Raw genomic sequence first — 13,256 nt, 5'->3', positions numbered from 1 at the left:
TTACGGTTTAACTGCATTTGGCGTGCAGTGGACATAAACGTATGGCTGTATCCCCCGGCTCAGCTCCCCACTTGCTTTCAGCCTCATCAGCCGCTGCCCACAGCTCACTCGCGCTACTCTGACCTACTCCTCCAAGCACTCCAGCTGCGAAACAAATCTCCCCATTATGCTCCTGCCGGCGGCTTCGGCAAAAAATAATACACCAGGCTGTCTACTAGCTCCTCCTTGCGATGAAACCCCAGCCGCTCCAGCAGCCGGGCTGAGCGCTCATTTGCCGGATCGGCAGTTGCTTCAATGAGCTCCAGTTCCATTTGTTCAAAGCCCACCCTGATCACCTGTGTAATAGCTTCTGTCATGAGCCCCCGGCCCCACCAGGCTGTAGACAGATCGTAGCCGATTTCTGCCCTGGCCTGCGTACCGGTTACCCAGCAGTGAAAACCGCAGGTCCCTGCCAGCTGCCCGCTTGCCTTATCAAAGAGTCCCCAGCGGCAGCCGGAATCCTCGGTGTGAAACCGGATAATCTCTGATGCCTCCGCCATATCTTTGCACGGGGGAATGTCCATGTACCGCGTAACCTCTTCATCCGCAAAATGCCGGAACACCGCTGCACTATCGCTTTCTTTTAACACCCTTATGTATAAACGCTCCGTTTCCAGCTCCGGAAAAACAAACTTTCCCTCCATCCGTCTTCCTCCCGACCTGCCAAATTCACGTTCCTGATATGAAAAATAAGCAGGAGAACAATATAAAATAATGTTCCCCTGCTTGTCCTGCCGCTAAAAAACCTGCTTATTAGTAGCTGCTCTGGCTCTGCTCGCCCTTGGCAATGGCTACCCCGCCGCTCGTTCCGATCCGGGTTGCGCCCGCTCCGATCATGATCAGCGCGTCTTCGCTGCTGCGAACTCCGCCGGAAGCTTTTACACCGATGTCAGGACCTACGGTTGCACGCATCAGCGCGATGTCTTCCCTCGTTGCTCCGCCTGTAGAGAAGCCCGTCGAGGTTTTCACGAAATCTGCACCTGCTTCTACAGCTAGCTTGCAGGCGCGAACCTTTTCTTCTTCACTCAGGAGGCAAGTCTCGATAATGACTTTGGTCAGCGCTTTGCCGCGTGCCGCCTCAACAACAGCCGCGATATCACGCCGCACCAGCTCGTCGTCCCCGTCCTTCAGAGCGCCGATGTTAATGACCATATCTACTTCGCCGGCACCGTTTGCAATGGCATTGGTTGTTTCAAAAGCCTTGGTCTCCGGAGTTGAAGCTCCCAGCGGGAAGCCGATTACGGTGCATACTTTTACTTCAGGAGTATCCTTCAGCACTTCATGGGCTACCGCAACCCACGCCGGGTTGACGCAGACAGACGCAAATTTGTAGGTTTTGGCTTCTTCCGCCAGCTTGATGATATCTTCTTTGCGGGCATCCGCTTTGAGCAGCGTATGATCTATGATCCGGGATATTGTGTTCTCACTCATTGTTAATTCCTCCATGGTTGTAGATGTTCTCACACCTTGTAATCATACCAATAGTGGCCTGCTTTGGAAAGCAAAAGGGCCACCGGCATCCTTCCCGGGAGCTTAATGGCATAAAATCTAAATCCTATTTATTAATTTAAAAAATAAAAAGGTTAAATATGAAAAATATCCCTTATCAAAACAGCTGCAATCGTTATAATAAATGAGTGATTATGAATACCTTTTTTTAACATTTATCTAGTGATAAGGAGATGTTTGGACAGATGGGAAGCTTTAATTTTGCAACAAATTCCGCAGAAGCTATTCTAAATGTACAAGTGGAAGGAACAATGTCGGAGGAGGATGCCGGACGTTTTATCCAGGAATACAATCAGACTGTGAGCCAGTTCGATCCTTCCCGGTACGACATTGTGCTGGATTGCACCAAACTGAATGTCTCCACTGCTGATGTACTGCCTATGCTGGAGCAGTGCTATCTTTTGTATCAGCAGTCCGGCTTCAAAAAGGTGATCTTTACCATCGCTAAGAGCCCGATCCTCAAAATGCAGCTCAGCCGGGTCGCCCGCAGCACCAAACTTGAAAATTACGAAATTATTGAAGTGTAGGTGAAGCTCATGGAGCATACCGGAGACAATATCAGAATTTGCAATGCCGCTTATTATCATCCGCAGCATGTGGTAGACAATGATTATTACTTGGAGCACTTCGCCGCTCTAGGCAAGGATATCAAGAGGTTTCTGGAAATGATGGGCCGTGAGCGAAGGTATATTATTAAGGACGAACATGAGAATGCTTTAACTATGGGTTATGAGGCAGCACAAAAAGTCCTGGCCGATGCCGGGCTGGCGGGTGAGGATCTTGATATGATCGTATTCGCCTCACAGACACCGGAATATACGTACCCGACCAATGCCCTGCTGCTGCATCACCGGCTTGGCGGCAAGCACCGTGCTATTACACTCGATTCCAATGCCAACTGTGCAGGGATGGTAACCGCTGTTGAGCAGGCCAGCCGTTATATGCAGGCTAACCGCAGCATCCGCTACGCGCTGATTGTCGGCAGCGACTACAGCTCCATTAATTGCAGGACAGACGATGAGATTACATATCCCAATTTCGGGGATGCCGCTGCGGCTGTCATTCTGGAGCGGACCCCGGAGGCTTTGGGCTTCAAGGACTCCATATACTATACCGATTCCGCAATCTGGGAGAGTATTACCTTTCCGGCCTGCGGACTGTCCGGCATTTACCGGGAGGGCATAACGCCGGATGATATCAAGCTCCGCTGGAATCCCTTCGACGGTTCCGTATGTGTTGAAGCAGCGGTTAATGACATTAAGGAGCTGCTGGACAGGAACGGTCTTGCTGCCGGAGATATTTCCGCATTTTGCCTTTCGCAGTTTTCGCTGAAGAATATCGAGCTGATCCGAAAAGGCCTTGGACTGGAAGCTGAGGCTGAAAGGTTTATCTATGTTGGCGGCGAGTTCGGCTATACAGCGACCAGCAGCCCGTTCATCGCTTTTCAGCGCGGGGTGGAGGAAGGACGGATTCAGCGCGGGGATCATATTATCTTCTGGTCTGTAGGGGCCGGCTGGCAGATTCCTACAATGTTATATCAATACTGATTCAGCAGCTCGGATAAGCCTGCCGATGCGGCTGTTTAGAGAGCCTTGCCCGGAACAACTTGCGGGTAAGGCTCTCTTTTATATAAACATCGATGCCGGTGCCTTCTCCTGTGTCCCGATCCGTCACAAAATAAACCCTCGGGCAAAAGACCACCGTCCGTCTATGGGGTCTGCAGGGTCAAGCCTTCGGAAGTAAGCTGGTATTCCTCTGCTGCGGATTCACCCAAGTCAGCGGCTTCATAGATCAGATCGTCCCTTAGTAACACGGAATCCGCCTGCAGGGCATCATTTAGATATGCCTCCTCGGCATGTCCGTCATGCCAGCGGTACACATAGGCAGCCATGGGTGTACCGTGGGCAGACACTACTTCAGCACTTCCATCCCGGTCAACATCAGCTTCATGGGTATGTCCGGTATCCACCTGTAGGATTCCCGCCGGTATTCCGGCCTTATCTATCGTGTAGTAACTGCTGAGCGTTGAGTTGGCCCCCAGCCCTCCGGTGATTTTTATAGCTATACCGTTAAAGGCACTGACCGCTGCTGCATTCAGATCCTCCGCTTTACGGTAATTATAGGTACCGGCCGGACCGAGGCTGTAATGGGCTCCAGATGTCCTGAGGTCAGCATACACATAGTCCTCATCTCCCGGAAGGGTATAAAAGGTGATTTCGGTTCCGCCAAAATCCTTCAGCCGCTGCACTGACACCGTCTCAGCGTCCGAAGGAATTCCTGTTAATGACGCTTCGGGCTGCGGCGGCAGCTTCGCTTCCTGCCAGTCCAGTGTGATGATAGCTTCCAGCTGCGTATGGTCAGGGGGCAGAATTGGTGTGGTTACTGTTACCTGGTCCGGAGCTGCAGGTGTGAATGGCTCAGCAGCGGGAATGGACGCCGGGGCGTCATAGTCGGGTAACGAGGCCGTGTTAACGGGCCCTATAACAGGAGACTGTTCTGCATCATTGCTGCCGGAAAATCCGCATCCTGTGGTAAGAAGGAACAGTACGGCCAGAAGTGCGGCCGCTTTTGGAATGATGTTCATCGGGTGACACCTCTGGCTTAGTGGAATTATTACCTAAAAGTATACGCATCCCCCCGCTGGCAAAGGTAACGATATAGATGCCTTGCGACTACAATGTTGTTGCATTTCTGACTGCAACTCTTAATACAAACGCATCTGACACCAAGGAATACTTTTAAACACCAGTTCATTTCACACATTTGGCCCATTCGGTTCCGCAGGCCGAAATCAGAGGCATTTTTGCCCTTCATTTGGCCCATTCGGTTCCGCAGGCCGAAATCAAAGGCATTTTTGCCCTTCATTTGGCCCATTCGGCTCCGTGAGGCGAAATCAGAGGCATTTTTGCCCTTCATTTGGCCCATTTGGCTCCACCCACACCGGCGCGGGTAGAAACGGAACTTGAATCCAAAGCTGTTCTAAACAAAAAAACAGCTCTCTCCGTAGAGAAAGCTGTCTGTCCTGGTATAATCAACCCCGGTTAAACATGTCCGCCGGACAAGCCAAGCCCGATGCGGTCAATGAGCTGTGTGCTTTGTTCGTTTAAGCCGGTAATGGTTACTTTTTTGCCCAGAGCCTCATATCTGCTGATGGTTTTGGCAATCGCTCCGGCGGCTGACTGATCCCATACATGGGAATGGCTAAAGTCGATGACAATCTGCTCCGGATCGGCCTCGTAATTGAACTCTTGGACAAAATGACTGGTCGTTCCAAAGAACAGCTGTCCCGTGACTGTATAAGTAACGGTATTTCCGGCCGTATGGACATTCAGGCTGATTGAAGCCATTTTCCAGGCAAAGGAAAGTGCGCTGAGCAGAACACCGAACAGTACACCGATCGACAAATTGTCTGTAGCCACTACTGTCACTACCGTAACGATCATCACCAGGGCGTCCGCACGCGGAACACGGATCAGTGAGGTCAGGGAGCTCCACTCAAAGGTGCTGATGCAGACCATGATCATGACTCCGACCAGTGCACCCATCGGGATCTGCTTGACCACATCCCCGAGCACAAGAATCAGAATCAGCAGGAAAACCCCGGATACAAAGGTGGACAGGCGGGTCCGTCCGCCCGATTTCATATTGACCATAGACTGGCCGATCATAGCACAGCCTGCCATACCGCCGAAGAAGCCGGTGACGATATTCGCCAGCCCCTGGCCTTTGGCCTCGCGGTTCTTATCGCTCGGAGTATTCGTAATATCATCGATCAGCGTTGCCGTCATCAGCGATTCAAGCAGACCCACTGCGGCGAGTGACAAGGAATACGGCAGAATGGTCAGCAGCATGTCCAGCGTAAGCGGCAGCTGCGGAAGATGGAAGAGCGGAAGGGCCGAGGTAATCTCCCCCATATCCCCTACCCTTTTCACATCAAGGTCCAGCATAATACTGAGCACCGATACAATAATAATAGCCACAAGCGCTGACGGCACCGCCTTTGTAAAACGCGGAACCGTGTAGATAATAACCAGTGTCAGGGCCACCAGGGCATACATCACCCAGCCCTGTCCCTCAAAATGTACAAGCTGGGCCATAAAGATCAGAATCGCCAGCGCGTTGACAAAACCGGTCATAACCGGCTGCGGCAGGAAGGTAATGAACCTGCCCAGCTTCAGCACGCCCATCAGAATCTGAAAGATTCCGCAGAGAATCGTCGCCGCGAACAGGTACTCGATGCCGTGATTCAGCACAAGGCTGCCGACGAGCAGGGCCATAGCTCCGGTTGCTGCCGAAATCATGCCGGGCCGGCGCCGGCGAGTGCAGTGACTACCGCAATGCAGAAGGAGGCGTACAAGCCGACCATCGGGCTGACTCCGGCCAGGATCGAGAACGCGATTGCTTCCGGAATCAGCGCTATGGCAACGGTCATGCCCGACAATACATCACTTCTGGTGTTGGAAAACCAGCCGTTATTCAATTGATTTTGCTTCAAAATGCTGTTTCCTCCTGTGTCTGTTAAGGTGATGGGTACATCCCTCAGATGTCCCGGTCCGGTGCAACGCCAATGTTCCCCATTGTACCCGACATCCCTTAATCCCCACAAAAGTTACATATGCACTTGTAAGCGGTTGTTTCAGGCCATTCCTCACAAATCCTGCTGTTTCCTTGTAAATCCGGTTATTTTTAATTTTGGCGGAACAGCCCGGAAGCCTTAACCTCGCTGAAGAAGGTGTTGAACTCCTCGATGTTCAGCTGCTGCGCCGCATCGGAGAGCGCTGTGGCCGGATCGGGATGAACCTCTACCATAATACCGTCGGCACCGGCGGCAAGCGCAGCCTTGGCACAAGGAATAAGGATATCCTTGCGTCCGGTGGAGTGTGTAACATCGACCAGAACCGGCAAATGGCTCTCCTGCTTGAGAATCGGTACTGCCGATATATCAAGTGTATTGCGCGTCCATTTCTCATAAGTGCGGATTCCGCGTTCAATCAGCATAACCTGGGTATTGCCGCGTGACATAATATATTCAGCTGCATGCAGGAATTCTTCCATTGTCGCCGCAAGCCCCCGCTTCAGCAGCACCGGCTTGTTCAGCTCTCCGGCCGCCTTCAGCAGCTCGAAGTTCTGCATGTTGCGTGCACCGATCTGGATAATATCCACATAGTCCAGTGCAGGCTCCAGATGGGCCGGGTCAACGATCTCACTGATCGTCAGCAGGCCATATTCATCAGCAGCTTCGCGGAGGATGCGCAGTCCGTCCATGCCAAGCCCCTGGAAGTCATAGGGTGAAGTCCGGGGCTTGAAGGCGCCGCCGCGCATTACCTTGATTCCGGCCTTTTGCAGTGCCGCAGCAACGGTGCGGGTCTGCTGCTCACTCTCTACGGAGCAAGGTCCGGCAACCATAACTGAGGACAGTCCGCCGATGGCAATATCCCCCGGAAGGACAATAACCGTGTCTTCCTTGTGGCTTTTCCGGCTGACCAGCAGGCTTTTCTTGTGCTCAGCAGACTGCAGATCCAGAGAAGCAGCGAAAATCTGTTTGAAGAGGCTGCGGATCGTTCCCGCGGTGAAAGGTCCTTTATTGCTCGCTACAAGCTTCTCCAGCATCGCCTTTTCACGTTCCGGATCGAATTTCGGCACACCCTGCTTTTCCTTTACAACTCCAATTTCCTGTACAACCTGCGCACGCTCAGAGATCAGCTCCAGCAGCTGTCCGTTAATCTCATCCAGGCGCGCTCTCAATTCATCCAGTTCCACGTTAGTCATTTACCTTCCACTCCCTCTTGAATATTTGAATTTATGAACGCAAAAAGCCCCCCGTCGCAAGGGACGAGGAGCCGTGGTACCACCCTTATTTAGAGACTGGCCCAATGTATGGCGGAAGAAACGGCATTGCCATTCTTCAGACCTGGACCAACTCTGTCTTACACCCGTTAACGCGGGGCACGGACCCACCTACGCATAAATGCTGCAGCAGATACTTCAGGGGCCGACTCGGAAGTGAACTTCAGTATTAAACGTCTCCCGAGGGTGCTCTCAGTCTCCGGCACACCTTCCCTGTTAAGATCCGTATATAACACTTACTCTCTTCGTCATAGTCGTTAGCTTCATATCCAGCGCATACCGCGCCGGTTTCTGCTATCTTAATCAAAATGTGTACAGGATGCAATGGTTTATTGCACCGTTTTGCAGCTTTAGCGCAATAAATCAACATCACTAAATGGACTGAAGCCTTTTTGAGCTGTCAGCCCCGTAGAGTGACTAAATTATACCGCCTGAATCATTGAAAAATTTGCTGATCAGGTTAGTAACAGCTTCACTGCGCAGCGGTTTGCTGATATACTCGTCCATCCCCGCCTCCAGACAGAGCTCGCGGTCACCTTTAAGCGCATTGGCCGTAACTGCGATGATCACCGGCTGGCGCTCCGCGGAGAGCGACTGCCTGATGACCCGGGTTGCTTCCAGCCCGTTCATTCCCGGCATCTGCACATCCATAAAGATCAGATCGTAGTCTGTGGTTCCTGCCAGCTGTACAACCCCGAGACCATCAGTCACAACATCTACAGCGTAGCCGCGTTTCTCCAGAATTTTGCGAAGCACAATCTGATTAATCTCATTATCCTCAGCGACCAGTATCCGCAGAACCCGGCTGACCTGACCTGAGGCAGCAGGCAATGCACCCTCTTGTTCTTCAGACAGGCCGTTTTGCAGACGAAGCCTGACCGTAAACTCAAATTCTGCCCCCTGCCGCACGCTGGTATTCAAGCGGATGGACCCGCCCATCAGTTCGACCAGCTGCTTGGCAATCGCCAGCCCCAGTCCTGTACCTTCATGCCGCCGTCCCATAAAGTGATCCAGCTGGACAAACGGCTCAAACAGCCGGTCCCGGAAATCCTCGGGAATCCCGATCCCGGTATCGGCTACGCTGAAATGCAGCCTGGTCTGACCCGCCTGCTGTTCAAGCAGAGAGACCTTGACTGTTACACCTCCGGTGTAAGTAAACTTCACCGCATTGCCGACCAGATTAAGCAGCACCTGCTTGAGCCGGTCACTATCCCCGATCACGGTTCCGGGCACATCAGGATCAATGTGGACCGTCATGGACAGGCCTTTGACCTCTGCTTTGCGGAGCAACAGCTCCAGCACAGAATCTATGCAGTCTTTGAGCACAAAGGGCTGCTCATGCAGCTCGGTTTTGCCTGCCTCATTCTTGGAGAAATCCAGAATATCGTTAATGATACTCAGAAGAGTGTCGCCGCTCTGCCGGATGATCTCCAGATATTCCCGCTGTACAGAGCCCTGCTCACTGATATCAAGCAGCAGATCTGTCATCCCGATCACACCGTTCATCGGCGTACGGATTTCATGGCTCATCATCGCCAGGAATTCACTCTTGGCCCGGTTCGTGCTCTCCGCCGTCTCCTTGGCAATCAGCAGCTTCTTCTGTTCGGTAATATCCTTAACAATAATATAGAATCCTACCTTGGCCTTATTAATAATAATAGGGGCAATGGAAGTCAGTACTTCGACGCTGTGGCCGTCCTTGTGCCAGACAACCTCGATATCCTGCTCCCTGCCGCCATTGGCTCCGCTATAGTTGAGTACTTCATCAAGCTGCTGTTCCCCGATAATTCTGGCAGCGCTCATGCCGGCCAGTTCAGGGATGGTGTAGCCTGTCAGCTGGCAGGCCTGCTCGTTGCCGTTGATGATGTTACCGCAAAGATCCAGTGAGATGATGGCATCATGATTATATTTTTTGAGTGAGGTATAGCGCTCGATCGATTCCTGAAGCTTCTGTTCGACGTTTTTGCGTTCCGTGATGTCCCGGCCTACCGCGAGCATGCCCGGGCTGTTCTGTTCCTTCAGGGCGCGCAGCGTGAATTCGATCCATACGTAGCGCCCGTCAGCATGAAGGACACGCAGCTGTATTCTCTCTATCTCCTCTGCCTGCGGACCGCTTAGGCTGCTGAGAGGTGCCAGATCATCCGGATGAATCAGACTGCTTATATCGCGGCCGGTCAGCTGTTCCGGCTCATAACCGAGCACTTCCCGGACCGACGGCGAGCAATACCGGCAGATCTGATCCGGTGTGGCATAGTAGACGATGTCCCTCATATTGACTGCAATCAGCCGGTACAGCTCATCCCCCGAGACATAACCTCCCGGTAGAGCTGTATCCTCTTTTCGCTCTGTCAGATGAACAATATAATATAGCGCAGCACCGCTGGACGGATCGCTGATGAGCATAATATGCAGAAGCAGCGGGACTCCCCGTCCAAGCGCGTGGATCATCTCGACTCCGCTTTCAAAAAAGGGAACCCCACTTGCCTGGAGAGCTCCCATTTTCCCGCTATATAACTCCACAGAATCATTGTATAGAAACTCCCTGAAATCATGCCCAAGCAGCTGTTTCTCTGTGTACCCCAACAGTGAGGTTACTTCCGGACTGACGCTTGTCCATTTTTGCTCAACAGAAAGAAAGGCTACCCCGACAGTACCCTCCCGATACGCCTGCCCCAAGTGGGAAAGCGCTTCTGGATGATGTCTGACCATCTGATCCACCGCCCGTTTGTGGTGTAATAAAAGCAATTCGAGTTATTAAAATCTGTAATATTACTATCTTGCATCCACGGGCGAAAGTCAAATGCTATTAGAAGGAAAAAAATACCACATTCCCACACAAAAAGTGGCTGCACAGCATATCACTTCATTTTGCTGACAAACCGACCATCAGACGGAGCTCTCCCCAGCTCTCCACCATGGATACTACCTTATAATTTCTGCCCTATGGAGTATAAGGGCCTCCGGTTAACAGCTCTTTTACGGTACGCGTAAAGACTTTAACCTGGAACGGTTTTGTAAGATAAGCAGCAAAGCCGATTGATCTGGCCTGCTCGATATCCGAATGCAGTGCAAAAGCACTGATGGCCATAACAGGTATCCGGCCTGTACTTTCGTTAGACCTTAACCTTTCCATGGCCTCATATCCGTTCATACCGGGTAAGCCGATATCCATAATAATCAGATCCGGCAGCTGACGGGCTGCAATTTCCAGTCCATGCTCGGCCGTTTCGGCTTTCAGCAGCAATACGGAGGGCAGATGTTTTTTGAAGATATGATGCATCAACGCCATGTTCAGCTCATTATCTTCCACGTACAGCACGCTCTGCTGATACTCCTCCATTTGCCGAATCCCCCCAATTAATTACTGTCCACCATTATTGAAAAAGAGAAAAAGCCGAAGAAAGGGACCTATCCCCCTTCTTCGGCTCATGTTCGGCTCATTCGCATGTCCGACTCATTTCCGCCCATATATAGTTTAGTGAAACGTATATGCGATCACACTTGTGTCCTTATCAAAGTCCCAATCTACATAAATATCGGACAGCTCTTTGCCCAGCATGGGCGCAATCGTGGTGGTGTCTTCCAGATAGCGTTTTTCCATCTTTCGCTTGGTCGTTTTGAGTGTATTCTCATAGCCAAGACCAATCAGTTCCTTCTCCAGAGGAATCAGAATGCCTTCGCGCTTGATGATCAGAATACGGGTTCCCAGCCACCAGGAGTCGGTAAACTCGGGTTCTTTCTGCACCTTTCGGCTTACTTCGTTGATTTGGGCATGTACCTCTTCACGTCCGGCATATTGATCACAGGCCACTCCGTCGTTTTTGAGGAGGGCAACAATCATCCCGGAAGCGTTATGTATACCCCAATCATAAAAAATCTCACTGACCTCAATAGCCATCGTTTCCTTCAGGTAAGCCGAGAGCTCGGGAAGCAGGGATTTCATTAGAAGCTCCCGTGTATAACGGAATGCCTGCTCTTCTTCTTTGTTCAGCAGAAACCGCTCTACAGGCCCGATAAAATTCCGGATGTGCAGTGCGATGCACTGCGGCCCGATGGAAGCGTGTATCGATTCGGGGCCTTTTCCGAAACGTTCTCTAAGTAATCTTCCTGTAAAACTGGAAAGTTGGCTAGTAAGTTCTGTAGTGCTCATCAAATTTCCTCCAGCAATATATTCTTTTAAATAACCGGGGAGACGCTCCGCCTGCTGAAGAAACGGTCCGTTCACCTTAGTATAATCTTAACAGCCTGCTTCGTACATAAAAAAATCAATATTTAGTTTGACACGCGTAATTAAATTGCTTACAATTAAATCGATATAAATAGTTTATTTTCATTCCGGGAGGCTGAAGCTGCCATGAGTATTTATACATACACTGCCCGCAACATCCGCGGGAAAGAAATTAGCCTTGAGCAATACAAGGGAAAGGTCCTGCTGATTGTGAATACCGCCAGCAAATGCGGGTTTACCCCGCAATATTCGGACCTGCAAAAGCTCTATGAGAAATTTCAGGACCGCGGCTTTCAGATCCTTGGGTTTCCAAGCAACCAGTTTGGTGAAGAGCCCGGCTCTAATGAAGAAGTGGATGTTTTCTGCCAGATTAACTACGGGGTTAGCTTTCCCCTTTTTGAAAAAATTGATGTCAAAGGACAGGACAAGCATCCGTTATTCAGCTATCTGACCTCTGAGGCGGGCTTTGACGGCTTCGATCCGGATCACTCCGGCAGCAGGCTGCTGCAAAAAATGCTGGAGGAACGGGACCCTGCCTCACTTGCGGATGATGAAATTAAGTGGAACTTCACCAAATTCCTGATTGACCGCGAAGGTAATGTCGTTAAGCGGTTTGAATCTCCGGTTGATCCGCTGGATATCGAGCCGGCTGTAGAGGAATTGCTGTAGGATAAATTGCCGAATAGACAGACGACTTTAATAGGGTGTTCCCAAGCCGCAGAATTCACTGGCTTACGGAACACCCTATTTGCAGTGTGCGGTTATGTGGTGCTTACAATCATGACATTACCGCAAAAACATATCCGGAGTCCTTTATTGGCCCCTGTAGGCCTCAGTAAACACCTCGAAGAAAGGCGTCGTATCCCGCTCTGCCATCGTATCCTCTGCCCCCGGATTCCAGCCGATCTCCGCCCGCCAGCTGCCAAGCAGCCCGGAGGCAATCAGCTCTTGTTCGTCAACCTGAACGGACACCTCGCCCTGTGGCGCTACGTAAAGCGCGTTCACTGGACAATAGGCTTCGCACATGAAGCAGGTCTGACAGTCCTCCTGGCGGGCGATGACGGCAAGCTTGCCCTGCATGTCAAAAACATTCGTCGGGCAAACCTTTACACACAGCTTGCAGCCGATGCAGCGGTCCTTGCTGACCAGTTCAATCATATCGCCTGCTCCTCTCTCGGTGCCTGCAGCTCACGGGCATGCGGGACCTGCTCTGTACTGGTTCTGATCTGACCGATGCCCGAAAGGATCAGCCGGTGTGTCTGGCGCGGGTCCAGCGCCGGATATTCTTCCAGCCGCTGCAGCCCCCGGGTCTCTTTCCGGGCCAGCGCAGCGGTGTAAATCCAGCGGCCGGCCTGCAGCATGGCCGCCGCTTCGCGGGACTGCACGATGCCCTGTACCGTGGCCGGCGGGCGGCCGGTGATATGGGGCATCAGGCTATCAGCCGCTGAGCGCGGCCGGCTACCCCCGGCTCGCTGCGGAAATAATTGATCCGCAGCGGCAGGATCTCCTGCTGGACCGCCGCGATCAGCGGCTTCGGGTCCAGCGTCCCGCTTGCCGTGGCGCCGCCGGCAAGCCCCAACAGCGGCGCGCGCAGCTGCCGGCTGTCCGCCCGGCGCGTCTGCGACAGCGCGTG

12 protein-coding genes and 2 pseudogenes are annotated in these 13,256 nt (G+C 52.0%); 3 read left to right on the top strand and 11 right to left on the bottom strand.

All coding sequences use genetic code 11. From position 1 onward, the window contains the following. Window positions 1–164 precede the first annotated feature (164 nt). Window positions 165–683: a GNAT family N-acetyltransferase gene (locus AWJ19_RS32065; RefSeq protein ID WP_068729705.1), complete on the bottom strand. Its 519-nt coding sequence runs from the start codon at window positions 681–683 to the stop codon at window positions 165–167. Window positions 684–792: 109 nt separating this feature from the next. Continuing rightward, complete coding sequence (gene deoC, locus AWJ19_RS32060; protein ID WP_068729703.1) at window positions 793–1,470, bottom strand: deoxyribose-phosphate aldolase; 678 nt, start codon at window positions 1,468–1,470, stop codon at window positions 793–795. A gap of 263 nt (window positions 1,471–1,733) precedes the next feature. Here deoC and AWJ19_RS32055 point away from each other — a divergent pair, with 263 nt between their 5' ends. Continuing rightward, the gene (locus AWJ19_RS32055) at window positions 1,734–2,075 is read left to right on the top strand and encodes a hypothetical protein (RefSeq protein ID WP_068729701.1); all 342 of its coding nucleotides are present in this window, start codon (window positions 1,734–1,736) and stop codon (window positions 2,073–2,075) included. A gap of 9 nt (window positions 2,076–2,084) precedes the next feature. Beyond that, on the top strand, window positions 2,085–3,095 hold the full coding sequence (locus AWJ19_RS32050) for a ketoacyl-ACP synthase III (RefSeq protein ID WP_068729698.1): 1,011 nt from the start codon (window positions 2,085–2,087) through the stop codon (window positions 3,093–3,095). A 161-nt stretch (window positions 3,096–3,256) separates the two neighbouring features. Here the strand turns inward: AWJ19_RS32050 and AWJ19_RS32045 are convergent, their stop codons facing one another. The 6 genes and pseudogenes from AWJ19_RS32045 to AWJ19_RS32015 form a co-directional block, all read right to left on the bottom strand. Beyond that, complete coding sequence (locus AWJ19_RS32045; RefSeq protein ID WP_068729696.1) at window positions 3,257–4,132, bottom strand: hypothetical protein; 876 nt, start codon at window positions 4,130–4,132, stop codon at window positions 3,257–3,259. Between the two features lie 457 nt (window positions 4,133–4,589). Further along, window positions 4,590–5,980, bottom strand: a pseudogene (locus tag AWJ19_RS32035) (SulP family inorganic anion transporter). Between the two features lie 254 nt (window positions 5,981–6,234). Then, a complete protein-coding gene (locus AWJ19_RS32030) occupies window positions 6,235–7,317 on the bottom strand; it encodes a bifunctional 3-deoxy-7-phosphoheptulonate synthase/chorismate mutase (protein WP_068729691.1) in 1,083 nt (360 codons plus the stop codon). A 495-nt stretch (window positions 7,318–7,812) separates the two neighbouring features. Beyond that, a complete protein-coding gene (locus tag AWJ19_RS32025; protein ID WP_068729689.1) occupies window positions 7,813–10,104 on the bottom strand; it encodes a PAS domain-containing hybrid sensor histidine kinase/response regulator in 2,292 nt (763 codons plus the stop codon). Window positions 10,105–10,336: 232 nt separating this feature from the next. Then, window positions 10,337–10,735, bottom strand: a complete 399-nt coding sequence (locus AWJ19_RS32020) for a response regulator (RefSeq protein WP_068729688.1) — start codon at window positions 10,733–10,735, stop codon at window positions 10,337–10,339. A 135-nt stretch (window positions 10,736–10,870) separates the two neighbouring features. After that, the gene (locus AWJ19_RS32015) at window positions 10,871–11,545 is read right to left on the bottom strand and encodes a Na-translocating system protein MpsC family protein (protein ID WP_068729685.1); all 675 of its coding nucleotides are present in this window, start codon (window positions 11,543–11,545) and stop codon (window positions 10,871–10,873) included. A 204-nt stretch (window positions 11,546–11,749) separates the two neighbouring features. On the opposite strand from AWJ19_RS32015, the gene AWJ19_RS32010 reads away from it, so the two are divergent. Beyond that, the gene (locus tag AWJ19_RS32010; RefSeq protein WP_068729683.1) at window positions 11,750–12,292 is read left to right on the top strand and encodes a glutathione peroxidase; all 543 of its coding nucleotides are present in this window, start codon (window positions 11,750–11,752) and stop codon (window positions 12,290–12,292) included. Between the two features lie 144 nt (window positions 12,293–12,436). Here AWJ19_RS32010 and AWJ19_RS32005 read toward each other — a convergent pair whose 3' ends face one another. The 3 genes and pseudogenes from AWJ19_RS32005 to AWJ19_RS35515 form a co-directional block, all read right to left on the bottom strand. Next, entirely contained in the window at window positions 12,437–12,781 is a 345-nt protein-coding gene (locus tag AWJ19_RS32005; protein WP_068729681.1) for a 4Fe-4S binding protein, read from the bottom strand. Then, a complete protein-coding gene (locus tag AWJ19_RS32000) occupies window positions 12,778–13,053 on the bottom strand; it encodes a hypothetical protein (protein WP_068729679.1) in 276 nt (91 codons plus the stop codon). Before AWJ19_RS32000 ends, AWJ19_RS32005 begins: the two co-directional genes overlap by 4 nt. Further along, window positions 13,053–13,256 (bottom strand): annotated as a pseudogene (locus AWJ19_RS35515) (pyridine nucleotide-disulfide oxidoreductase); the annotation flags it as partial. The gene AWJ19_RS32000 and the pseudogene AWJ19_RS35515, both read right to left, overlap by 1 nt.

Origin of the sequence: Paenibacillus sp. DMB5 (genome assembly GCF_001517085.1) — a bacterium.
Lineage (GTDB): Bacteria > Bacillota > Bacilli > Paenibacillales > Paenibacillaceae > Paenibacillus_AQ.
This window is presented reverse-complemented; position numbering and strand designations above follow the sequence as displayed.

Bases quoted from the DNA above. Each gene is read 5' to 3' on its own strand.
- AWJ19_RS32065 (WP_068729705.1), bottom strand. From the start codon at position 683: ATGGAGGGAAAGTTTGTTTTTCCGGAGCTGGAAACGGAGCGTTTATAC.
- deoC (WP_068729703.1), bottom strand. From the start codon at position 1,470: ATGAGTGAGAACACAATATCCCGGATCATAGATCATACGCTGCTCAAA.
- AWJ19_RS32055 (WP_068729701.1), top strand. From the start codon at position 1,734: ATGGGAAGCTTTAATTTTGCAACAAATTCCGCAGAAGCTATTCTAAAT.
- AWJ19_RS32050 (WP_068729698.1), top strand. From the start codon at position 2,085: ATGGAGCATACCGGAGACAATATCAGAATTTGCAATGCCGCTTATTAT.
- AWJ19_RS32045 (WP_068729696.1), bottom strand. From the start codon at position 4,132: ATGAACATCATTCCAAAAGCGGCCGCACTTCTGGCCGTACTGTTCCTT.
- AWJ19_RS32030 (WP_068729691.1), bottom strand. From the start codon at position 7,317: ATGACTAACGTGGAACTGGATGAATTGAGAGCGCGCCTGGATGAGATT.
- AWJ19_RS32025 (WP_068729689.1), bottom strand. From the start codon at position 10,104: ATGGTCAGACATCATCCAGAAGCGCTTTCCCACTTGGGGCAGGCGTAT.
- AWJ19_RS32020 (WP_068729688.1), bottom strand. From the start codon at position 10,735: ATGGAGGAGTATCAGCAGAGCGTGCTGTACGTGGAAGATAATGAGCTG.
- AWJ19_RS32015 (WP_068729685.1), bottom strand. From the start codon at position 11,545: ATGAGCACTACAGAACTTACTAGCCAACTTTCCAGTTTTACAGGAAGA.
- AWJ19_RS32010 (WP_068729683.1), top strand. From the start codon at position 11,750: ATGAGTATTTATACATACACTGCCCGCAACATCCGCGGGAAAGAAATT.
- AWJ19_RS32005 (WP_068729681.1), bottom strand. From the start codon at position 12,781: ATGATTGAACTGGTCAGCAAGGACCGCTGCATCGGCTGCAAGCTGTGT.
- AWJ19_RS32000 (WP_068729679.1), bottom strand. From the start codon at position 13,053: ATGCCCCATATCACCGGCCGCCCGCCGGCCACGGTACAGGGCATCGTG.